Source organism: Exiguobacterium sp. SH0S1 (assembly GCF_004337165.1).
In the GTDB taxonomy this organism is placed as follows: Bacteria; Bacillota; Bacilli; order Exiguobacteriales; family Exiguobacteriaceae; genus Exiguobacterium; species Exiguobacterium aurantiacum_A.
Map to the genome: position 1 here is coordinate 1 of NZ_SJVC01000006.1, position 23,058 is coordinate 23,058.

At 48.9% G+C, this 23,058-nt stretch carries 20 protein-coding genes, 1 rRNA gene and 2 riboswitches; of the genes, 8 read left to right on the forward strand and 13 right to left on the reverse strand.

Annotated features, from left to right (window positions below):
• A 16S ribosomal RNA gene (locus EVJ20_RS12540) occupies positions 1–64 on the reverse strand; the annotation flags it as partial.
• Between the two features lie 332 nt (positions 65–396).
• Between EVJ20_RS12540 and EVJ20_RS12545 the strand changes: the two genes are divergently transcribed.
• Entirely contained in the window at positions 397–1,230 is an 834-nt protein-coding gene (locus tag EVJ20_RS12545) for a VanW family protein (RefSeq protein ID WP_131466588.1), read from the forward strand.
• Between the two features lie 20 nt (positions 1,231–1,250).
• On the opposite strand, the gene EVJ20_RS12550 is transcribed toward EVJ20_RS12545, so the two are convergent.
• The 6 genes from EVJ20_RS12550 to EVJ20_RS12575 all read right to left on the reverse strand — a co-directional run bounded on the left by EVJ20_RS12550 (position 1,251) and on the right by EVJ20_RS12575 (position 9,601).
• A complete protein-coding gene (locus tag EVJ20_RS12550) occupies positions 1,251–2,612 on the reverse strand; it encodes an NCS2 family permease (RefSeq protein ID WP_131505318.1) in 1,362 nt (453 codons plus the stop codon).
• Between the two features lie 88 nt (positions 2,613–2,700).
• Positions 2,701–2,802, reverse strand: a riboswitch (purine riboswitch).
• A gap of 133 nt (positions 2,803–2,935) precedes the next feature.
• Positions 2,936–4,459 (reverse strand): glutamine-hydrolyzing GMP synthase, encoded by a 1,524-nt coding sequence (gene guaA / locus EVJ20_RS12555; RefSeq protein ID WP_070329119.1) that lies wholly within the window; start codon positions 4,457–4,459, stop codon positions 2,936–2,938.
• A gap of 111 nt (positions 4,460–4,570) precedes the next feature.
• Positions 4,571–4,671: riboswitch (purine riboswitch) on the reverse strand.
• Between the two features lie 41 nt (positions 4,672–4,712).
• Positions 4,713–6,809 carry a transglutaminase domain-containing protein gene (locus EVJ20_RS12560; RefSeq protein WP_131505317.1) on the reverse strand — a complete coding sequence of 699 codons (2,097 nt, stop codon included), beginning with the start codon at positions 6,807–6,809 and terminating at the stop codon, positions 4,713–4,715.
• On the reverse strand, positions 6,806–7,873 hold the full coding sequence (locus tag EVJ20_RS12565; protein WP_131490742.1) for a DUF58 domain-containing protein: 1,068 nt from the start codon (positions 7,871–7,873) through the stop codon (positions 6,806–6,808). The genes EVJ20_RS12560 and EVJ20_RS12565 overlap by 4 nt, the downstream gene beginning before the upstream one ends.
• Positions 7,870–8,823 carry an AAA family ATPase gene (locus tag EVJ20_RS12570; protein ID WP_070329107.1) on the reverse strand — a complete coding sequence of 318 codons (954 nt, stop codon included), beginning with the start codon at positions 8,821–8,823 and terminating at the stop codon, positions 7,870–7,872. The genes EVJ20_RS12565 and EVJ20_RS12570 overlap by 4 nt, the downstream gene beginning before the upstream one ends.
• Positions 8,824–8,995: 172 nt before the next feature.
• Positions 8,996–9,601 (reverse strand): flavin reductase family protein, encoded by a 606-nt coding sequence (locus EVJ20_RS12575; RefSeq protein ID WP_131466580.1) that lies wholly within the window; start codon positions 9,599–9,601, stop codon positions 8,996–8,998.
• A 264-nt stretch (positions 9,602–9,865) separates the two neighbouring features.
• On the opposite strand from EVJ20_RS12575, the gene EVJ20_RS12580 reads away from it, so the two are divergent.
• Together EVJ20_RS12580 and EVJ20_RS12585 are read left to right on the forward strand one after the other, a co-directional pair.
• Complete coding sequence (locus EVJ20_RS12580; RefSeq protein WP_236633572.1) at positions 9,866–11,704, forward strand: ATP-binding protein; 1,839 nt, start codon at positions 9,866–9,868, stop codon at positions 11,702–11,704.
• 205 nt (positions 11,705–11,909) lie between these two features.
• The gene (locus EVJ20_RS12585; protein WP_131466578.1) at positions 11,910–12,230 is read left to right on the forward strand and encodes a hypothetical protein; all 321 of its coding nucleotides are present in this window, start codon (positions 11,910–11,912) and stop codon (positions 12,228–12,230) included.
• 59 nt (positions 12,231–12,289) lie between these two features.
• Here the strand turns inward: EVJ20_RS12585 and EVJ20_RS12590 are convergent, their stop codons facing one another.
• A complete protein-coding gene (locus EVJ20_RS12590) occupies positions 12,290–13,549 on the reverse strand; it encodes a tetratricopeptide repeat protein (protein ID WP_131508365.1) in 1,260 nt (419 codons plus the stop codon).
• 265 nt (positions 13,550–13,814) lie between these two features.
• Here EVJ20_RS12590 and EVJ20_RS12595 point away from each other — a divergent pair, with 265 nt between their 5' ends.
• The 3 genes from EVJ20_RS12595 to EVJ20_RS12605 all read left to right on the forward strand — a co-directional run bounded on the left by EVJ20_RS12595 (position 13,815) and on the right by EVJ20_RS12605 (position 16,331).
• Complete coding sequence (locus EVJ20_RS12595) at positions 13,815–14,492, forward strand: hypothetical protein (RefSeq protein ID WP_131508367.1); 678 nt, start codon at positions 13,815–13,817, stop codon at positions 14,490–14,492.
• A gap of 64 nt (positions 14,493–14,556) precedes the next feature.
• Complete coding sequence (locus tag EVJ20_RS12600) at positions 14,557–14,808, forward strand: hypothetical protein (RefSeq protein ID WP_131508369.1); 252 nt, start codon at positions 14,557–14,559, stop codon at positions 14,806–14,808.
• Positions 14,809–15,002: 194 nt separating this feature from the next.
• Positions 15,003–16,331, forward strand: coding sequence for an N-acetylmuramoyl-L-alanine amidase (locus EVJ20_RS12605; protein WP_236636423.1), 1,329 nt, complete (start codon positions 15,003–15,005; stop codon positions 16,329–16,331).
• Between the two features lie 35 nt (positions 16,332–16,366).
• Here EVJ20_RS12605 and EVJ20_RS12610 read toward each other — a convergent pair whose 3' ends face one another.
• Positions 16,367–16,888: a GNAT family N-acetyltransferase gene (locus EVJ20_RS12610; protein WP_131508373.1), complete on the reverse strand. Its 522-nt coding sequence runs from the start codon at positions 16,886–16,888 to the stop codon at positions 16,367–16,369.
• A gap of 25 nt (positions 16,889–16,913) precedes the next feature.
• Complete coding sequence (locus tag EVJ20_RS12615) at positions 16,914–17,765, reverse strand: CPBP family intramembrane glutamic endopeptidase (protein ID WP_131508375.1); 852 nt, start codon at positions 17,763–17,765, stop codon at positions 16,914–16,916.
• A gap of 162 nt (positions 17,766–17,927) precedes the next feature.
• On the opposite strand from EVJ20_RS12615, the gene EVJ20_RS12620 reads away from it, so the two are divergent.
• The gene (locus tag EVJ20_RS12620; protein ID WP_236636426.1) at positions 17,928–20,282 is read left to right on the forward strand and encodes a bifunctional diguanylate cyclase/phosphodiesterase; all 2,355 of its coding nucleotides are present in this window, start codon (positions 17,928–17,930) and stop codon (positions 20,280–20,282) included.
• 248 nt (positions 20,283–20,530) lie between these two features.
• On the opposite strand, the gene EVJ20_RS12625 is transcribed toward EVJ20_RS12620, so the two are convergent.
• On the reverse strand, positions 20,531–21,022 hold the full coding sequence (locus tag EVJ20_RS12625) for a hypothetical protein (protein ID WP_070329097.1): 492 nt from the start codon (positions 21,020–21,022) through the stop codon (positions 20,531–20,533).
• A 354-nt stretch (positions 21,023–21,376) separates the two neighbouring features.
• On the opposite strand from EVJ20_RS12625, the gene EVJ20_RS12630 reads away from it, so the two are divergent.
• A complete protein-coding gene (locus EVJ20_RS12630) occupies positions 21,377–21,712 on the forward strand; it encodes a hypothetical protein (RefSeq protein ID WP_131508377.1) in 336 nt (111 codons plus the stop codon).
• A 36-nt stretch (positions 21,713–21,748) separates the two neighbouring features.
• Here EVJ20_RS12630 and EVJ20_RS12635 read toward each other — a convergent pair whose 3' ends face one another.
• Both EVJ20_RS12635 and EVJ20_RS12640 read right to left on the reverse strand, forming a co-directional pair.
• Entirely contained in the window at positions 21,749–22,507 is a 759-nt protein-coding gene (locus tag EVJ20_RS12635) for an endonuclease/exonuclease/phosphatase family protein (protein WP_131508379.1), read from the reverse strand.
• Complete coding sequence (locus EVJ20_RS12640) at positions 22,504–23,049, reverse strand: AAA family ATPase (protein ID WP_161568114.1); 546 nt, start codon at positions 23,047–23,049, stop codon at positions 22,504–22,506. The genes EVJ20_RS12635 and EVJ20_RS12640 overlap by 4 nt, the downstream gene beginning before the upstream one ends.
• Positions 23,050–23,058 lie beyond the last annotated feature (9 nt).

Sequence of the window (23,058 nt, forward strand, 5' to 3'; positions counted from 1 at the left end):
CGACTTGCATGTATTAGGCACGCCGCCAGCGTTCGTCCTGAGCCAGGATCAAACTCTCCAAAGAATTTGATATAGCTCTTGAAAATGACGAAGCTTGCGCTTCAATCAAAACTTGTAAAACTTTTTTGCCTCATCGTTCAGTTTTCAAAGTTCGTCTGCCGCCCTTAGCGACTAAATGATAATAACATTTCATTTTAAATCATGTCAACAACTTTTTTTCTCGTTTCCGAAAGCGTTGTTGGCAACAGAGATAACTATATCATCCTCCAAACTGCCTGGCAAGCATTATTCTAAAAAAACTTTAGAAAATTTCCTTTCTTATTTTCTCTAAAGAAGGAATCACTCTCCGCTAATCGAATACGTCCCCTATACTCATTCACAGAAGGTGGCCACGGCATGCAGCAACTCCAACCAAAACATAGGTCTGCCCTACGTATCTGGGCAGGGACACAAGTATATACGCTCAAGCGAAGTCTTGAATGGATGACAGACGAGAAGCACTATGCGTCCACTAAAAGTAAAGCGCCGTTGCCTCATTTGATCCACACCCATCGCACACCTTTATATAGAAGACTCCGTGATGTCGATATGGAAATGCAACGAAACAAAGTGATCAACCTGCACATCGCAATCAAGCAACTTAACAACTTGATCGTCCACCCTGGTGAAGTATTATCTTACTGGAAATCAATCGGGCGGCCGACGAAACGGAAAGGATATGTCGACGGCATGATCCTTCACTACGGCAAAGTCACTACCGGTGTCGGGGGCGGCCTATGTCAACTTTCGAATTTGATTTACTGGATCACACTGCACAGCCCACTCACCGTCACCGAACGTTATCGGCACAGTTACGATGTATTCCCGGACTCTAGACGCGACCAACCGTTCGGCAGCGGGGCGACATGTTCATACAATTATCTCGATCTGCAAATTACGAATCAGACAACCCAAACGTATCAATTGCTTCTATATATAGAAGGAGATGAACTTGTCGGCGAATGGCGGTCCGACATCCCGCCGGCCGTCAGTTATAGAATATACGAACAAAACCACCATTTCACAAAGGAATGGTGGGGCGGTACAATCCGGCACAATCAAATTTTCCAAGAAGTCATTTCACAGGACGGGACACTGCTGCGTAACGAGTTCATCACCGAAAACCACGCCTTGACGATGTATGACCCGTTCCTGCCAGAGAATACCGTATACAAAAAGGCCGACTCTTGATCGAGTCGGCCTTAGTCACGTTATGCGTGCGGTAAGAACATGAAGTAAGCAAGGAAGATGACGAGCATCCCGTACATGATTGGATGAATTTCTTTCGTCTTCCCTTTCGCGATCATCATGAGCGGATAAAGGATAAACCCAAGTCCAATCCCAGTAGCAATCGATGAAGTGAGCGGCATCATGATAATCGTCAAGAATGCCGGAACTGCGATTTCTATTTTTTTCCAATCGATATCGAGGAGAGCTGAGGCCATCAACACACCAACGATGATGAGTGCCGGTGCCGTAACCGGTGCCGTGACGACTGCTAAGAGTGGTGAGAAGAACAACGCTAACCCGAAGAAGAGACCTGCGAACACAGCAGTCAACCCTGTACGACCACCCGCCGCTACACCCGCTGACGATTCGACGTAAGACGTCGCTGTCGACGTACCGAAGATCGCACCTGCAACCGTCGCAGTCGAATCCGCCATGAGCGCCTTACTCGCACGCGGCACTTTGTTTTCTTTCATGATTCCAGCTTGACGCGCAACAGCAACGAGCGTTCCTGCCGTATCAAAGAAGTCGATGAAGAAGAACGTCAAGATGACGATGAGCATTTGAAGCGTGAAAACATCACCGAAGTTGATGAATGCTTGGCCGAACGTCGAAGACATGCTTGGCGGCATCGATACAACATCTGAGATTGCAGTCGGTGTCGGCACGAGACCAAAAATCATTCCTGCGATGGCTGTCAACAACATCCCAATGAAAATTCCACCCTTGATGTCTCGAGCCATCAACAATGCACTGACGACGAGACCGAATACCGCGAGAAGCGTAGTTCCTGTCCCGAGCGATCCAAGGCCGACAAGTGTCGCTTCGTTCGCAACAACAATCCCTGCATTTTTCAAGCCGATGAAGGCGATGAAGAAACCAATCCCTGCCGCCACCGCCATTTTAAGCGGAGCCGGAATCGCGTTAACGACCGTCTCACGAATACCTGAGAGCGTCAAAGCGATAAAGAACAATCCTGAGACGAGAACACCCGAGAGCGCCGTCTGCCACGGGATGCCCATCCCGATGACGACACTGTAGGCGAAGAAGGCGTTAAGCCCCATACCAGGCGCGATGGCGATCGGGTAGTTGGCGAATAGCCCCATCGTGACCGATCCGATAAGTGCGACGAGACCAGTTGCCACGAAGACGGCACCCATGTCCATCCCAGCAGCCCCGAGCACGTTCGGGTTGACGAACAAGATGTACGCCATCGCGAGGAATGTAGTGAATCCTGCGACGAGTTCGGTTTTTACGTTCGTTCCAAGTTCATTCAACTGGAAGTGACGTTCGATCCGGCTTTCTGACGGTTGATGTTTCGGTTCTTGCTTGAGCTGTGTGCTCATTGGTTTTCCTCCTTGGCTCGCCGTAAAACGAGAAAGGTCCCCGATCAATGACCGAGGACCCCACGCGAAACATACAGGGACAGACGTCCCCTTATATATGTCTCGCCGTAGTGAAATCATTTAAGGTGATTTCGTAGAGACTCTCGGGCCATATTCCCGATATTATACGGCAAAATTTAATTTGATTGTTCGGATATGAATAAGAACGTTTTTATCTTATCAGCGTTAAAATTGAATGTCAACAAAATGACGGATTTTATTAATATTTTTTCGTTAAATGTTCGGAATTAGACAAAAGCAGAGGGATTCCCCTCTGCTCAAGTTTATTCCCACTCGATTGTCGCTGGTGGCTTCGATGTGATGTCGTACAGGACACGGTTGACGTGACTGACTTCATTGACGATTCGAACTGAAATCTTTTCAAGCACGTCCCACGGGATACGTGCCCAGTCCGACGTCATCCCATCAATCGACGTGACGGCACGAACGCCGACCGCATAGTCGTAAGTCCGCTCGTCGCCCATGACCCCGACCGAACGGATCGGTGTGAGGACGGTGAAGTACTGCCAGATATCGCGTTCGAGTCCAGCCTTCTTCACTTCTTCGCGAAGGATCGCATCCGACTCGCGGACGATTTCAAGCTTCTCTTCTGTGATCTCACCGAGGACGCGAATGCCAAGACCCGGTCCCGGGAACGGCTGACGCCAAACGATGTATTCAGGAAGGCCGAGTTCGGTCCCGAGTTCCCGTACTTCATCTTTAAATAGCGTGTTGAGCGGCTCGATCAACGTGAAGTTCATATCTTCAGGCAGGCCACCGACGTTATGGTGCGACTTGATCGTCTGCGCCGTGTCGGTACCGCTCTCGATGATATCCGTGTAAAGCGTCCCTTGGGCAAGGAAGTCCATATCGACGAGTTGAGACGCTTCTTCGTCAAACACGTAAATGAACTCATTGCCGATAATTTTCCGCTTCTGTTCCGGATCCGAGACGCCGGCTAGTTTCGCCATGAAGCGTTCTTGCGCGTCGATTTTGATGACTTTCATGTTGAATCCGTCCGCGAACGTCTTCATGACGCTATCCGCCTCATTCTTACGGAGCAAACCATGATCGACGAACATACATGTCAACTGGTCCCCGATCGCACGATGGACGAGCGCTGCGACGACAGATGAGTCGACACCGCCAGACAAGGCGCAGAGGACTTGTTTATCGCCGACGATCTCACGGATCTTCTCGACTTCGATGTCGATAAAGTTCTCCATCGACCACTCGCCTTTGGCACCACACACTTCATAGATGAAGTTTTTCAAGATGTCGTTGCCGTACTCCGAGTGACGTACTTCCGGATGGTACTGGACACCATACATTTTGAGGTCGTCGTTTTTGATCGAGGCGACCGGGCAAGACGGGTTCGTCCCATCGACGATGAACCCTTCCGGTGCTTCCATGACGAGGTCACCGTGGCTCATCCACACCGTGTGCTCAACCGGCAAGCCTGTGTAAAGGGCAGATGCTTCAGGTGTCGAGAACAGCGTCGCTTTCCCATACTCGCGATGGGCCGCACGTTCGACGCGTCCCCCGAAGTGATGCGTCATGAGCTGCATGCCGTAACAGATCCCAAAGATCGGGATACCGAGTTCAAAGATTTCTGGATCGCAGCGGTACGCACCTTCCGCGTAAACGCTGTTCGGTCCGCCCGAGAAGATAATACCGGCCGGGGCAAGTTCACGAATCTCGGCAGCGGTCATCTTATGGGAATGAAGCTCACTGTACACCCCAAGGTCACGCACTCGGCGTGTGATTAACTGATTGTATTGTCCTCCAAAGTCGAGCACCAAAATCATTTCTTGTTCTATCTTCACAAAACCTCCACCTTTCTGCCTTCATCTCAAAAAAAGAGCGAGCCTCTCCCACGGATTCACCAAACCGAAGAAGAAGCACGCCCTTTTTTCTGTATACGAAACGTGCTCCTTCATAGTCGGTCCATTTACGGTGGTCCGGTAGAGACTCTCGCGCCAATTCGCGAGTATATACGAAGGAATGCTTTGTTCAATTGTCTAACTAATGCGTCTATCTTACTGTATGCACCCGTTCACTTCAACTCATAATTCGGCGAATCATGATTTTCCAATATTCTTTATATTTTGAATTCGGAGTTTGATCGGCGTAAAGGCTCTGTTCGAACAAGCGCGTCAGGCGCGTCATTTCGTCCGATTCGTAGTACGCATCGACTTCGGCCGCGAGCTCGGACGGCGTCCGGCCCTCAACTTTAAATCCGGCGCCGCGAAGCCGTTTCACGAGATAACGATGCATCGCCACGAGCCGTGGTTCATTGAGCGGACGTCTCGTCCACCAGAGGACCATAATCAACCGTTCGAGTGACTTACGGTTCCAGACGAGCAAGGCAACTGCGAACACGATGAGCACCCAAGCCCAAACCGGTATATTCCACGACTCGGCCGCCGTCTCGCCTGTCGCGACGTCGTCGAGCGCCAAGTCTTCTTGCGGACGGTTCGTCTGTTGATCGTTTTGGTTCGCCTGAGGGTCGTTCGCCACCGGATCATCTGCTCGGATGTCCGATTCCGTCTCGACTTGCAACAAGCTAGCGTCAGAGAAACTGATCGTCGCCTCGAGCGGCACCCAACCAGCCCCTTCCACGAAATACTCGACCCACGAGTGGGCGTGGCGGTTTCGGACCGTATATTCTTCCTCACCTTGGATGACTCCGCGTGTATCCCCCATCGTAAAGCCTTTCACCCAACGCGTTGGCACGCCGTTCGCCCGCAGGAGCACGGCAGCTGACGTTGAGAAGTTATCACAGTACCCGACGAGCGTATCGAACAAGAACTGGTCGACATAGTCGGTCTCGCCTTCAGGGGTTGCCACATCTTCCGTGTCATATTGGAACTCGCCTGACTGGAAGAAGGCTTGGATCGCTTGCGCTTGTTCGTACGGGTTCTCACTGTCGGCCATAATCTCGACCGCTAAATCACGGACCCGGTCCGGTAGCGTATCCGGCAACTGCAAATAAGCTTGTTGCTCCTCGTCCGTCAACGTCGTCACCGGTTCGTTCAGCTCGAGTTGTTGTTCTGTAAATGAAGGGACGCTGTATCGCAACTGAATCGTCTCCGGCGTCACTTGTCCGTCATTATCGAATACGATTTTTCCGGAAGGGCGAATGTGGATCGTCTCATTCGGGAACGACTCTTCGATGTCTCCGACAAGGAATTCCGTCCCACTCTCCGTCTCTGCAGCCTGCGGGTATTCCCCGCCATAGGGGACGAACGACTGGCGACGGTCAAATCGGAGCAACGCCTGTTCCGGGGTCGTATCGACCTCATCGTCGACGAGCTGCCCCCGGTTATAGTCAGAATCGAGGACAGGGGATTCAACCCATCCTTTACCCGTATAAATCTCTTTTGCCTCGATGCGCCAATAGCGGGCCGGCACACCCCGTGCGATGAAGACGATGCCGTCATCTTGTTCGAACGGACCGCCGAGCTGTTCGTCGTTCACGCCATAACCGACGCGACCACTCCCCGAACCGCCCTCGTTCACCGCGTTTTGGAAACTCGTCGTCAACCGATCAGACCAGTCCCCTTCGATTGTCGGAGACACACTGCCAAGTACGATGACGACCGCAGCGAGCAGGCTGATGCTGACGTAACGGACGAGCGATTTGCTCGGACGCTTCGCCACATCGGTCACGAACAAGAGGAAGAGCGATGCCAAGATGGCGAATAGGATATTACTTTCACCATCATAGAGCGTCCACGTGTCAAAATACGCCATCAACCCAAGCGTCGAGACAATCATTCCGAGAACGAAGCCGTAGCTCGGATACGTCCGGCCGACCAAAATGGCAAACAAGACACCGATGAGCGCCATCGCCGAGAAGAAAATGGCTTCTTCAGGCAGCGCCCCGCTCAATACGCCCGTCAAGTCGTCGAGCCATAGTCCGAACCAGTCGAGCAAACTGCCGTGATAGATGTAGAGGACCGTAAAAAAGTTGAGGACGACGACAGTGATAAAGCCGTACCAAGGGAGCAGGCTCGCAAACATCGGCACCAGCAACAAAAATAAAAACGGCCAGTTCACATCAAACGTCGTGCTTCCGACAATCGGTTCAACCCAAAATGACAACAAATAAGCGGCCAGGGCCGTATAAACGATTCGCTTCACCCACTCGGTCATGTCGTCACCTCATTCGCCGTATAGAGATGATAGCTGCCTTGGGTCTCATGCATGAGTTCGCGCACCCATTTCGTCTCGAACGGGCTAATCAAAATTAAGTTGCCCGTCTCTTGCGGCATGTTGCGCTTGACCCGCTCGACGAGACGGCCTTCCGGTTCCGGCGTCGCCGTCAACAGGTAATGCCCAAGCTCGGCACTTTGGTCCGGCAAATGGAACAAGCGGACTTGCTCTTCAATGACGTACAGTTCAAACGGCAAGTTTTTGCGCTCGAGTTGCCGAATCGCCCCGACGAGCAGTGACAGCGAACGTTCGAACGCTTCCTCATGCCCGGCCGAAGCCGACGGCACGAATACGAGCGATAGTTTCTTTTCTTGTTCTTGGTCGAACGTCTTCGTCATCAAGTTGTCTCGACGGGCCGACGCTTTCCAATCGATCCGGCCGATACGGTCACCGGCCGCATACTCACGGACACCGCTCGTCGTATTGGCGACTTCGGTATATGTCCGGGTGCGCCGATATTGCTCGCCCCGTCCGCCGACATGTTCATCGCGCGGCAAATCGAAAGGAAGTTCAGCCGGGGAGACTTCGACGACCGTCTCAATCCGAAGCGTCCGTTTACGGTCGAATAACCCAAAGACGTCACGGACGTGAAGGAGTGTCCGGTCAAACACATGAATGCCTCGCTTAATGTGTTCAACCTCATAATGGACCGTCTCACTGCGTCGAAAGAAACGATCGACCGGGGTCACGATCGGATCCGTCACCTCGGCCAAGCGCGATGGCGGTGTCTCTTCAAGCGTAACGACACCGATGAGGAACGGGTACTTTCGTTCGATTCGAAGTGCCACGTCCATCGTCTGCCCAGAGACGAGTCGTTTTGTCGTGACGCGACGAGACACGTTCGCCGCCGTGACCGGATACACCATGAACAGCGTCCAGTACACGGTCAAGACGAAAAATGACCACCATAGCGTCGACGCGACGATACTCCCTTCGATGCGAGCGAACGCATAAAGTCCGAATGCCGCCGCCCAGACGAGGAACAGCTTCATCCAATTTTTCATACTTCCTTGACCTCGCGATCCATCGGGACGGGAAGTGTGTCGAGCCACCCTTTGACGAGTTGCTCTGACGTCTTCCCTTTATAGCGCGCTTCCGCCGTCAACAATACCCGGTGCCCGAGCACGCTTCCTGCGAGCGCCTTGACGTCATCCGGTAAGACGAAATCACGGTTATGGATGTATGCCCACGCCTGAGCCGTTTTCATTAGAGCGAGCGTCGCCCGCGGACTTCCGCCGAGGTATGTGAACGGGTCGTTCCGCGTCTCATGAATCAAGCGGACGATATACTGCTTGACCGCGCTCGAGACGTGAACGTCGCGTACTTCACGCTGCATCTGTTCCACTTCTTCTTTCGAGATGACACTTTGCAACGCTTCTAGCGGTTCTGCCTTCTCGAAGCGGGTCAACAAGGCAATCTCCTCATTAAATGACGGATAGCCCATCTCGATTTTGAGAAGGAAACGGTCGAGTTGGGCTTCCGGTAACGGGTACGTCCCTTCATGCTCGATCGGGTTTTGGGTCGCCATGACGAAGAACGGCGACGGAAGAATCTTCACTTCGCCGTCAACGGTCACACTGCGCTCCGCCATCGCCTCTAAGAGCGCCGACTGCGTCTTTGGTGACGTCCGGTTGATTTCGTCGGCTAGGACGATGTTGCCCATGAGCGGGCCAGGACGATATTCAAACTCTTTCGTCTTTTGGTTATACATCGAGATGCCCGTCAAATCGGACGGGAGCATGTCTGGAGTGAATTGAACGCGTTTAAAGTTAAGGTCGATGGCACGGCTGAAGGCACGAACGAGCATCGTCTTCCCGACACCTGGGACATCTTCTAACAGCACGTGACCTCCGGCAAGCAAAGCAGTCAAACTTTTCGCGATGACATCTTCTTTTCCGACGATCACCGTCTCAATGGCGGTGATGATCGATTGAATGGCTGGACGATAAGACATGGCCGACTCCCCTTTTTCTCTTGTTCCTGTCTCTTCCGAAATTCGAATGTTCTGATTTTATTGTGACATATTGAGCCGCTTGAATGAAAGAAATACATCGTACGAATCGGCTTTCCGTTCTTTACCCGAAAACAGGCGCCCTCTCTCCAAAACGAGCGGGCGCCTCCGATATTTATTTAGGTCGTTCAATCTCGAACTGTTCACCGAGTTTGGCATAAAAATCACCAGCCAGACGGCTGACCGGTGCCAATTGCGCTGCGTCGACGCGCCCGGCTTGATACAATTCGGGATCGACATGAAAACGGACGACACGGGCGATTAAAACATCGGCCGTCACTTTTCCGTCATGTTCGATGGGAACGTGATGATGAAGTTTACACTCCATCCGGATCTTCGCTTCTTTGACACCCGGCGTTTCAATGACGTCACTCGGTTCGAGCGTGAACGTCGTCCGGTCGAGCTCACTTTCCTCTGGCCCTAGGTTCGCCGCCGTCTCGTTTACGAGTGCGACGTTCGTCTCATCGACGATATGAATCACGAGTTCTTCCGTCGCAACTGCATTCCGGGCCGTATCTTTCATGACGCCATCTTTTCGTTGGATGGACACCGAGACGAGCGGAGGGTTTGACGCGATGATATTAAAGTAACTGAACGGGGCAGCATTGACGACATCACCGTTGCGCGTCGTCACAAAAGCAATCGGCCGCGGGACGATGCTCCCGATTAAAAACTTATACGTGTCTCGTTCAGTCAATGCAGTCGGATCGATTGATAACATAAGCCACCTCTTCTTTCATCATATTGTTACTTTCAAGCTAGCTGTTTCGAATGGACGATGTCAAACGTAAACGCATCGGAATGTGTAGGATTATTAAATTCGGGGTATATCCGTCTAGATGTGTTAATTAGAGAAAAAGAAAATCAGCCGATTTCACAGTACATGAGCAGTTCGGTTTTCAGACAATTTCTCTTTATGTATATTTCGATTATTTGATGAATGAAGTGGAGTGGTTTTCAAACAAGGAAGGAAGTAGAGCGTATTATGGGCAAGTGGATTGAACAATTGGATAGTCGCCAAATACTCCGTATCTTATACGGAGTATGTATCGCTAGCCTCGTTTTGACCGGGATCGGAGCTTGGGTCGTTCGAGACGGGACAGTCTCGTCAAGCGAACTGATGTCGCTACGTTGGATTTGGGTAGTCGGGTTAGTCATGTTTATCGGAGCTATTTTATTAATCGGGCGACCGCTCATCAAACGGATGGCTGCTCAAAACGAAAACATGCACGCGAAGCAACAAGAGACGCAACAAGTGCTCGAGGAATCAAAACAAAATGAGACCAAACTACAATCCCGAAACGAATTGATTGAAGTGCTCGCCTCGAAGGAATCGTTATTCGACTATTCTTCGGTCATCGAAAAAATCGTCTTGTTGACCGAAGCAGAATTCGGCGCGTTGATGCTCGTCAAGGACGGAGAAATCCATTCGGTCGTCCCAAATGGAATGACCGAGGAGCAACAAGAGAGCTTAATCGAAAAATCATACCTATTACAACGTACCATGACCTCACAAGCACTCGAGGCGACGTCGAAAAAAATTGCCGACGATGTTCACAACTATCCTTACTATATCCACGAGACGGCCATCCCGGTAAAGGATCCGTCTGATGGCAAGATGATCGGGTGCCTCTACCTCGCTTGTTATGACGAACAGTTCGATGCGAGTGAAAAGTCGGAATTGAACGCGTTCGCGAATCAATTGGCGATTTCCTTGCTACGGACACGCCTTTACAGTCAGATGCAACAAGACCGGAAAGAGACGGCCCAATTGATCAACTCGGTGCGCGAAGCGATCCTCTACTTGAACTACGAAGAACAGACCGTCGTCGGTAACCGGGCTTTCGTGCGCATGTTCGATGAGCTTCAGTTCGAATACAAAGGCTATGAGGAATTGGCCACCGTCTCGATCGATATCGAACAGTTGGCCGAACGCGTCGACCAACGTGAGTTGTTCATCGACTATGTTGAACGCGTCTTCAACCAAGACCCTCCGGTAGACGGACTTTCGATCTCGCTTGACCAGGGGGATTGCTACCTTCAAGTGTACGCGGAAAGTATTTACCGGGACGAGACGCTTCACGGAACGATGCTCGTCTTACGTGATGTGACGGCCGAAACAGAAATCGACCGAATGAAGTCCGAGCTCGTTTCGACCGTGTCTCATGAATTACGGACGCCGCTGTCATCGATTTACGGGTTCACAGAATTGATGCTCGAACGTAATTTGAAAGACAGCCGCCGTGAATTGTATTTGAAGACGATTCATGACGAGGCGAAACGCCTCTCCTACTTGGTCAGCGACTTCCTCGACCTTCAAAAGATGGAGGCTGGGAAACAGACCTTCGAGTGGGAACATGTCGATTTGTATACACTAGCACGCGACAGCATCACATTCTATCAAGAGACGACCGACCTGCACCACATTCACCTCGACGCCGACTCGGCCCAAGATTTTCATATCGAGGCAGATCTCGCCGGGATGCAACAACTACTCGGCAACTTGCTCAGCAACGCCATCAAATACTCACCAGAAGGCGGCAACGTCCTCGTCTCGCTCGAACGGATCGACGATCAAGTCGTCATAAAAGTACGCGATAACGGAATCGGCATCCCTTCGTCCGCTCTGCCGAACTTATTCGGAAAATTTTATCGTGTCGACAATTCGGATCGTCGTAAAATCGGCGGCACCGGGCTTGGCCTTGCCATCTGTAAAGAAATCACTAAAGCACACGAAGGCCACCTTCATGTCGAATCAGTTTACGGTGAAGGCAGCACGTTCATCTGTGAATTACCGACTTTAAAAGAAGCGATTCATCAATGAACACGATTGGCATTTCAGCCGATCGTGTTTTTTCACCGCTTTTTGCTTTTTAATAAAGGAATCTTTTGGCATAATATAGAAAAACAATAGCAACGGAACAGAACGAGTTCACTCGGTTATACCTACGCCAATATTCTTACACGTCTTTTATAGAAAAGAAGTTATACTAAGGAAGAAGAGAGACACACGATTGGAGGTCATGAAGTTGGATCACCAGGACCCACCCGCGTTTTCAGAATTAGGCGACTTTAAACAATGGGGACGTTTTGATTTAAACGTTCCACTTCAAGGTGGACAAACCGAACTCCAGATTGCCGTATCAATCGTGAGAAACCACATCCCGCTTCGCTTAGGTGGTTTCTACATCATCGCGAACGAGGATCATATCCTCCATAGCGGTTCCCACGATTCAAACTTGCAAAAGCACATCATCCACTTGATCCAACAAGTACAGGCAGGGCATGCGGAACAAGAGTCACTTCTCCATGAATCGTTTTGGACGGTCCACTATTTTACTACACCATGAAAGAGATGATTCGGGCGTCTCTTTTTTTGTGCGTGAAAAAACGCCTCCCGAGGGAAGCGTTAATCCCACCTCGACATGATCGCGATGGATTTTTCATAGTACTCGGTAGCTAGTTTGTACTTCCCGTTTTCACGAAGCTCACGCGCAAGCCAGAGTGCGTATTTGTTTGTATAAAACTCATCATAGGCTTCAAAATATTGAACTGCCTTTTTTAAACTGTTAACTAATTTAACTTGATCAAATTCCCGATAACAACTCACATAAATCTCAAAATGATAATCAAACTCTTGTAAATCTTCTCGTTCACCCATTAACTCATAACCCTTTGTTAACCACTCTATTACCCCTTCTACATTTTTCTTTTCTGAATTCACTTCGATTAAAGACATCACACTATATAATTTACTTTTTACATCTACTTTATATGCAAAACTTTCTAAAAAATATTCAAGAGCCTTTTCTTGATTACCTATGAGAAAATAAATATCTCCCATATTATTGTAGAGCATTCCGTTATAATTTTTAAGGTCTGTAGCACCAGCTACCTTCGTTGCTTTTTCATAATGGGCTAACGCATCGGTATATCGCTTACGTCGTTTAAAGGACAGACCAATTATCAACTGACATTCTATGATTCTCTCCACATAAAAATGTTCTTGAAAGTAATTAAGCGCAAATCTCACGTTTTCAATAGCTTGGAGATAGTCTGTAGACTTGTAGTAAAGCCCCCCCATAATATAGCGGATATCTGCCATTTCCCAATCAGGAATATGAGAACCTTGAAGGTTTTCATTTAACTGTTCTAGTAGCTCTAATGCTTCTTCTCTATCTGTGGATTGAAAAAGAATTATACTTCTCATCAAGATGTACCTTAATTTATCATCTGAGCCAAGCTGATCTTCAATCCATCCGATTTCAGTGAGGTATTTTGTGTTACCGCCCGGCATCATACCAAAACGAGCTAAAGTTATCATAAGTGTGATATACAATTCTTTAGATTGATTTACTACTGGGTTTGCGAGGTACTTCTCAATTTTTTTATATTTATCCTCATCTTTTCGTGTCAGAACAGCTTCTTTCAATATATTTCGAATCTCTTTCTTAACCTTTTCAACCTGTTCACTTAAATCAAAATACAGTGGTACGTCTAAACCTAGTCTTTCAAAGATGAGTTCCAGTACTTCTTCACTAGGCGAGGTTTGATTATTTTCAATCTTACTTAGGTAGGAAATCGAGCATATCCCTCTCGCTAAAACAGATTGTTTCATATTTTTCCGCATTCGCTCTACTTTAATTAGGTTTCCATAGTTATATTCCATTACAAGTAGTAGCTCCTTCGTCCCGATTTTAGATTTTTTTTTAGTTTTGTAGATCATTTTAACGGAAATCAGGAAACTTCTTTGAAATCCACGACAAAATATGCCCTTTATCGTCTTCATTTTCCCAACTAGTAACAGTCCAATAGTCTAATTATCCGTGATAAAATTTAACTATACAAAAAGAAGTCAAAACTCTTTATTAGGTAAATCGATTCAATTTTAAAATAATAAAAGGTAATTCAATTTAAGGAGGTGAATTCAACAAATGGGTAAATTAAACTTTTTACTTGCAGAAGATTACATTAAGCCTAGAATATACTTCCATCCGAAGCAAACGTCTTCTTTTAAGGTATCCTATTCCTATGCTGACACTAATCAGTTTGAGGGATTAGAGCATTTGACCCAATTGTTACGTTCATCTAAAGGCTTTATCCTCAACGCGTTTCAAATTGATTACTATCAGGCTTTACCAAAACTGATTGCTAGAACGCTTCAAGAAAATCGTTCTCATAAAAAGCTATACATTCTTGGGCCTGAACTGTCTCTCTCTATTCTAAAGCGCAGTTCAAAAACAGTCTATGAGAAACATTTTCAAGAGTTCGGCTATATCAACATTGAACAGGATCAACAAAGTGTTGTTAGCCAGTGTCTATCTTTATTGAAAGAAGGACACATCTTATATATTCTCCCAGAAGCATCAATCTGTTGGCGACCAGAACCACTCCAACAGTTTGAAAATCAATTTCCTCCTCTTTGCAGCACACTGCTCAGTCAAGAAGCCCATGTTCCAATTTTGTCATCTGCTACGACAGAAGAGTCTGACAAAGTTACGCTCTATGAACCGAACATGCCACAACAATTCATCGGAGATTTTGAATCACGGATTGAACAACAATCTGAAGCAATCTACACATTGCTAGAATCGCCACTCTCTGACTACTGAGCAACATCACACTAGGGATCATAGCTTATCCACATAAACCAACACACATCGGAGGAATTTATTCATGAAAAAAGTAACTGGTATCTTCTTTATCGCAGCAGCAGTATTACTTCTAGGCAGCTCATTTAAACCTTTAGTAGACGAAATGCCACGTCTAACTAAGATTGATGCTCCAATTCAAAAATTTGTAGATGAAATGCCGCGTTTAACTAAAATTGATGCTCCAATCCAAAAATTCGTTGATGAAATGCCACGTCTAACTAAAATTGAAGAGCCTGTTCAAAAATTCGTTGATGAACTCCCACGCTTAACTTAATACTTAATCGAGACGCCTCTGTGCGTCTCTTTTTTTATTCCGGGTGCGACTATCGTTCTATTTTTTAAAAAAAGATAAACAATTTACATATTAATCTCCATTTTTTTCTTGTTTACTTATATAATAGCGAAGACATGAAGACGATTTCATTTCATCGTTATTTCAAAGATTCAAGAAAAAGGAGCGAATCACGATTGAACATAGAAAAAACACCTTGGCATTTAAAACTCTTACTTAGCACATCCCTCGTCTTCACTGGCGCAGCAGTCATCCCGCTCGAGCTTTCACAGACCGGATTTGAATCAACTCGTGTCGAAGCGGCCACTACATATAAAACAACAGCTAATTTAAATCTTCGCCTTAGTGCAGCGACTTGGAGCAAAGTCCTTCTGACAATCCCAGCAGGCGCGACGATCAAATACATAAGCAAGTACGGCTCGTGGTATAAAGTCTCTTACGGTGGCAAGACGGGGTACGTCGCTTCACAGTATGTGAAGCAGACAACCGCTTCGACGATGACGACTAGTTCAACGAAAGCCTATACGACAACCGTCAACTTAAATTTACGGAAAAGCGCCTCGACGAAAGGTACGATTCTATTGACGATTCCAACAGGGAAACGAGTGACTTATGTCAGCACATACGGTTCATGGTACAAAGTGACGTATGGCGGACAGACCGGTTACGTCTCCTCACAATATTTAAAAGCTTCAAGTCCATCGACAACGACAAGCTCGACAAAAGCTTATACGACGACTGTCAACTTGAACTTGCGGAAGAGTGCCTCGACGACCGGAACGGTATTGCTTACCATCCCGTCTGGCCGCAATGTGACTTACCGGGGGACGTATGGCTCGTGGTATAAAGTTTCTTACGGTGGGAAGACCGGCTACGTCGCAGCGCGCTATTTGAAAGCGGGCACAACGACGACACCCACTACTTCAACCGGATCAGGACGCACCGTCGTCATCGATGCCGGTCATGGCGGGAACGATCCGGGTGCGGTTTACGGATCTGTCCAAGAGAAAGTCATTGCACTCGACATCGCTAAGCGCTTGGCGAACACACTATCGAGCACGTACAACTATAACGTCAAAATGACTCGTGCAAACGATGGCTACTTATCCCTCGCCCAGCGCGTCTCGTTGACAAAGTCATATAAAGGGAGCGCTTTTGTAAGCGTCCATGCCAACTCGGCACCGAGTACGGCCTACCACGGCCATGAAGTGCTCGTCCCGACGACGGAGAGCTACACGACAAACCCTTACGTCTCCGCGAGTCGTAACTTAGGAACGGCCATCAACCGTGAACTCGGTGTACGCATCCCAACGATTCGTAACCGTGGCGTGAAGTATCAAAACGTGTATGTCATCGGAAAGAATACCGTCCCGTCGACGCTCGTCGAATACGGATTTATTGGCAATGCGAACGATCGCGCTCATCTGACGAGTACGACATATCGTCAACGGATGGCTGATGCGACTGCTTCCGGCATTCATCAATTCATGCGTTCATCGAACTAATTCAAAGAGACCTGGCTGAACGTTCAGCCAGGTCTCTATTTGTATTGCGTCACATCGCAACGCCAGATTTTATGAGGGGCACCGAGTCCCCAGTAATGGTCGATCGTGAGTACAGGTGGACCCATCCGTTTTTCCCAGTACGTTTGCGCGGTCGGAAACCCCGCATCGAGATAAAAAATCGGCTGTCCCCTGATCAACAGCTCGTCCATCACGTTTTTAAGCAAGAAATGACCGACCCCTTGCCGCTGCTCGCTCGGCGTCACATAGATGCATCCGACTTCCGGTACGTCCGGCTCGACATCGAGATGTGCCGTGATAATCTCGTTCGGAGGAAGGATAGCCACTGTTCCAACAATGACGTCGTCTTTTAGCACGACAAACAATTGGACAGTCTCATCATCCAAACTATCTTGAACGGTCGTATTCAAGCGCGCCACTTCCTCGTCCAACAAATCAGCGTCTTCAAACTGTTCCCGGCGGATCAAATCGCTCAGACTCTCCATAAACAAACGCTGGAGCGGTTTGACATCATCTCGTTCAAGCGGACGAAAGTTCAATATTTCCACTTCCCTCTATCCATAATCATACGTTTCCTTCTTTACCCGTGTCTCTGCCTAACGTAACGTTCGGTTGATGCGACCCTTCCACCGCCTCGAGCTGTTCGAGATGGTCATACCCGAGATGCCCGTGCGTCTTCCAGACGAGCACGATTGCCGTCGTGAACAACAAGAGCGTTAAATAAAGAAAACCGATTGAGACCTGCCCCGGCTCGATCAAGGGGACGAGGGCATACGAGACGTTAAACGTCGTATGCAGTAAAAAGGCCGCCCATAAGTTCATCGTCGTGACGTTATATAACCACGAGATGATCAACGTAAACGATAGAATGGCGACGGCGTAAGCCCAAAACGGGAGGGATGCCTGTCCGGTGCCCGTCATCAAGAAGAGCGGAATATGCCAAACCGCCCACACCACGCCGACGAACAGGCTCGCCTGGAGCGGCGTCTTGTTGAGTTGCAGCGCGTCGAGTAAATACCCGCGCCAACCATACTCTTGTTGAACCGTTCCCCCGAGAAATAACATGTAGAGGAAGTACGGGATGACGAGCCAAGGTTCGTTCAGCAGTAACGCACCGCTCGCATCGGTCAGCCAGTACGCGAGGACAAATAAGAACGGGATGAGCAACAGCCCGAACGCATAGTACTTACCGGCCATCCGCCACTCGAAGCCTCGCTTCAACAGTGTCTGCACCCCGCTCCATCCGTTTTCTCGATACGCCATATAACTGCCGGCCACGCTCGGTCCGAACGAACCGATCAAGACGGTCGCTAAAATCGGCAAGCTTGTCCACGTATAGAGCCCCCACCAGCTTAACCATGAGAACGCGAACGCGATGACGATAAACGTTATGACTTCTTTTCGTGTCGGAATCATGCGCTCCGCCTCCTTTTATATGTAGTTTACCCACTCTAGAAGCGACTTGCCTACTTCACCGGCAAAATATTTTTACCATATGAAGCAAAATGATAGGTCGGCTACTATTTGCCGAGGTATAATCAGAGTTACAACAAAATCACATTTACTAGCGAGGTACACATGGAACCAGTAGTCGAACACTCGATGAGTCACAATTACTTTCTCGTGATTCTTTCTTATATTATCGCCGCTGTTTCCGCTTATGCTGCCATCGAACTGGCACGCCGCGTGAACGCGACGAATCGCTCCACTCAAAATATGTGGATTTTGGCGGGCGGCGCCACCCTCGGACTCGGGATTTGGTCGATGCATTTCATCGCCATGCTCGCTCACGAGGCGTTGCGCCCCGTCACGTATTCGATCCCGCTCGTTTTACTGTCCGTCATCATTGCGATGGCCGGCTGTATCTTCGGCTTCTTGATCGTCTCGCGCCGGACGACTCATCCCGCCTTGATCGGTGCGGGACTGTTGATGGGAACCAGTATCGCCAGCATGCATTACGTCGGCATGGACGCGATTCAAGGCGTCGCGATTTCGTATGATCCATGGTTGGCCATGTTGTCGATCATCATCGCCATCGCGGCCTCACTTATCGCCTTATGGATCGGCTTCTACTCGAAGTATGCCAAACAAAAAATCGACCTCGAGCTGAAAGTGTTCTTTTCACTGCTCATGGGCGTCGCCATCTTCGGGATGCATTTCGTCGGCATGGCCGCGTCATCGTTCGCGTTCATCGAAGCGAACGGCCCGTTCGCCAATGCCGTCGAACCGTCGCTTCTCGCCTGGCTCGTCACGGCGATTACGGTCATCTTGTTTGCCATCTTCTTCTTGTCGCTCACGCTCGACCGTCACCTCAAGAAACGTGAACTCATCCAAGCGACGATTCTCGATTCGACGACGGATGCGGTCGTCACGACGACGAAAGATGGTATGATCCAGTACGCCAACACCGCGTTTTATCGTTTGTTCGACAAAACGGACGATACTTTTTTCCAAGACTACCACTCGTCCTTGACGATCAATCAACAGTTCTATGACCCAAGACGGGTCGAGATCGACGATAAGACGATTGAAGTGACGAGCTACCCGCTCAAAGGTGAAGCGATGGACCAAGTGCTCTGGTTTTTACGGGACATCTCGGAGGCGATCGCCTCACAACGTCTCGTCGAACATATGGCGTATCACGATACGCTCACCGATTTGCCGAACCGCCACAAGCTCGAACGCATCCTTGCGGAACATATTCAAATCGAGGACCCGGTCGCTTGTCTTTACATCGACATCGACCGCTGGCGTTTCTTGAGTGATATGCTCGGACATCACGGCACGGACGAATTGACGATGCAAATCGCCGAACGTCTTCGCGTCACGATTCATCCAGATGACATTTTGACACGAGTCGGTGCTTCGGAATTCATTATCTTACTGTTCGATAAGCGCAGCACACTCGCCAAACAAAAAGCGGAGAAATGTATTAAAGCGATCTCACAACCGTTCAATATCGACGGGACGACCGTCGAACTCACGATGAGCGCCGGCGTCAGCCATTATCCGAAAGACACGACGTCCGCGGACGAACTCGTCCAATACGCGCGACTCACCGTCCACGAATCAAAACGGATCGGGAAAAACCAAATCAAAGAGTTCGAAGACGAATCGAAGCATCAAATTTTACGCACGGTTGAGATCGAGAAAGCGCTCATTCACGCACTGGATCGTCACGAGTTCACGCTCGTCTATCAACCGAAAGTATCGCTCACGAAAAATCGACTCGAAGGCGTCGAGGCGCTCTTGCGTTGGAATCATTTCGAACTCGGCGATGTCACACCGACCGAATTCATTCCGATCGCAGAAAACACCGGACTGATCCACCAGATCGGCAACTGGGTCATGCGCGAGTCGTGTCTCGCTTGGGTACGGTGGAACAAGTCCGGCGTCAAGCCGTTCACGCTCTCAGTCAACGTGTCACCGCTCCAGTTCGCGCGTGAAGACTTCGTCGAGACGCTCCAAACCATCTTACAAGAAACCGGCATGGACCCGATGTTCCTCGAACTTGAAGTGACGGAATCATCGATGCTGTCGTACGAGGCATCGACGCGCGATAAGCTCACCCAACTTCATCAGTACGGGATTTTGATCTCGCTCGATGATTTCGGGACTGGTTACTCGTCGTTCCGCCAACTACGCGAACTTCCGGTCCAAGTGCTCAAGATCGATCGCTCGTTCATCGTCAACTTGTTCACAGACCGCAACCAAGAAGCGATTGTCCGCTCGATGATCCAACTCGGCCATAACCTCGGCATGAAAGTGTTGATGGAAGGCGTCGAAACGTCTGACCAACTCGAATGGTTGCTCAATGAGCAGTGCGACTATGTCCAAGGCTTTTACTTCAGCCGTCCGCTTCGCGAGAAAGACGTCGTGAAGCACGTCAAATCGGTCACGACCTATATCGAGTTCGGGAAGACCCGGGCTTAAAACCAATAAGAGGTGACTCATCCGTATCGGATCAGAGTCACCTCTTTTGTTGGTGCTGAGTGATTGGTTACCCGTCGATTTCACCCTCAAACGATAAATTAAGTGGTTCATCCTGTAAGGCCGTTGCTTATCTTTATCTAACCATACGATTGGACCGCTTACTTCACCTACTATTTTGCTCTTTGTCAAAATCATCGGCAAACAGTAAGACGCACCTCTCCTCAATCGGAAAGATGCTGTGTCTAAAGTTAAGCGGTCTTCAGGCGTTTTCGTGTATGAATCGACTTCATGACGGCTCGAGCAATTGGCTGAGCGAACAACAACTCTATCCAAAACGCGATGCCGAAATTGCGGAACCACGTCGGGAAGAAGTGATGCAACGTTTCGAAGTTGATCTCGCCCATACCGATCCATGGTCCGATAATCGTCATGACAAACGAGATCATCGAGACGTTTAAGACGATGTTCAACAAGATACGGGCGTTGAAGCCGTCCGTCTGACCGGCAAGCCGGTTAAATAGTATACCGGCTAGCGGCTTCACGATGAAACGGATCAACACGATGAGCGCAATCCAAGCGAACGGGATGATTTTGAGCGTATCGACGTAATGGGCGACACTAAAGCCTCGCTCCATGCCGACGATGATCGGGGCAATCGTGTTCACGGATAAAATCGAGATAATCAACATGAACAAAACGCCTTCTTTTGGGTTTTGAGGTAACCGGTCTTCCAAGTGCATAATAAAGCCTCCGTACACATATGATTTCAGATGGTAGACGTATCTTGCGACATATATTTTCGGTACGAAACCGATATCTCTACAAACTGATTTTCATAGTGTAGCAAATTGGAGGCCTGCTTCGTAAGCATTATTTTTTTGTTTTTTATTCGACCGTTTTTTTTCAGATACAGTCTCATGCTAGTCCGTTTCGAATGGCAAAACTAGTCGCCTGAACAAACTTCGTGCTGTCGACTTTTTACCGTTCACGTAAAAGTCACCACTTTCACTAACAAGCCATTTTTTTGGAGGCTTGTCCGCCTGACGCGGTTCGTGCATGATAATAGTATATAGAGATGAAACGGAGGAACGGATATGAGCGGGCTCTTTCTCGTCATCGGCATCATCTTATCGATTCTCTCGAAATGGCTGCAGTTTAACGGACAGGATGCGCGCGGAGATGTGCTCGTATTTCCGGCTGCGTTCTTTCTCGGCTTGGCGCTGTTGTTCAGCTTGCCGTTCTTTAAAGAGTGGTGGGAGGAACCATCAAAGCGACCGAAAGCGCTCCGCTTCGCTGGGCTCGCGGCCGGTGGCATTCTATCGTTCCAGTTGTTCGCCTGGCTCGTCTTCGGACAAGATCAGTGGCTCGGTGCGCTGTTCTTAATCCCCTTCCTCGGCTGCCTTTACTTCATCATCCGTACGTTCAAATGAAAACGGGGGAAGCGCTCATCATGCGCCTCACCGTTTTTAGGGAATGTCGAGGTCGAGTAGAACCCCATAATGATCACTCGGCAGAATATTAGTTTTGCTAACGGGTGCATGTCCGAACACGTCTACGCTTTTAATAACTAGAGAGTTCACTTTAGCGTGACGCAATAAAATCCAATCATAGCGCGAGGATCGTTTCATTAAGGAATCCTGTTGCAGATATGGATTATGTGTATAGTCCAATGTCGGTTGCGCTTCTCCTTCATCATACTTGGCGACATCGACCCACCGGTGTTCGGTCAAATAGTGATGGTTCTCTGACTGCGGGTCATCATTGAAGTCCCCGCATAAAATCTCGTACCGTTCCCCCTCGCCGATCCATTCGTGAACCGCCTTCATTTGTGCTTCCCGTATGTCCGACGACCTCCAATTTAAATGGACGTTCGTCAATCCGAACACGTGGCCTCCTACTTGGAACGTTACCCTCATCGCACAGTAGTTTGCTTCTTCTACCTCGTAGTGCCAAATCGCATCATTCGTATCGAGCGGAACTTTACTTAAAACGGCGAGTCCTTCATCCGGTGAATCGGGATAAGGATGAAACACACAAAACGGATATCCCGTCTGATTCGCGATATATGTTGCGACATCGATTCCTGTTTCGCCGTCTATGTATGTTTTAACTTCCTGAAGCGCGAGCATGTCAGAGGCAACACGTTTTACTTCCTCACAGATGGCCTCGATTCGCTCGTGCCATAACGTTGGATTGTTCCAAATGTTAAAGCTTGCAACCCTCATATGCTGGCCCCACTTTGGTGCATGTCTGTTAGTACAAATCGCTCGGTTTCTTGAATCTGCTGAATCATCCGGCTCAACTCACCGACCGTGTTATCTAAGTAGTAACGGTCCGGTGCGCCCGAGCTTAGAAACTCGTTCCGTAATATGATGACCCGCTCCCCCATCTGTGAATCCGCCGGCCTGTGCTGATCGCGTTGGACATGAACGTCTTGCTCTGCCCATAAGATGACGTAATGCACTTCAATCCCTTGTTCAATCCAATGTGATGTATATGTCTGTACATCTTTCCAAAATACGATCCAATCTACGACGACGTCATAATCCGCTTCAAGAAAGTTATCGCTCAAGGCAACGATGTTTTTCCAAACAAGTTCATTCGCACGCTCAGACTCCCAAGGTTTTTCACGACCCGAGACTGCCATATGACTAATGTCATCGCCTGAAATGTATGCACTTTTCTTCATCTGTCGAGCGAGCTGTTTTGCGGTTGTCGATTTCCCGACACCGGCAGGTCCCGAGATAATCCATACCTTCTGCTTCATCAAACTGTT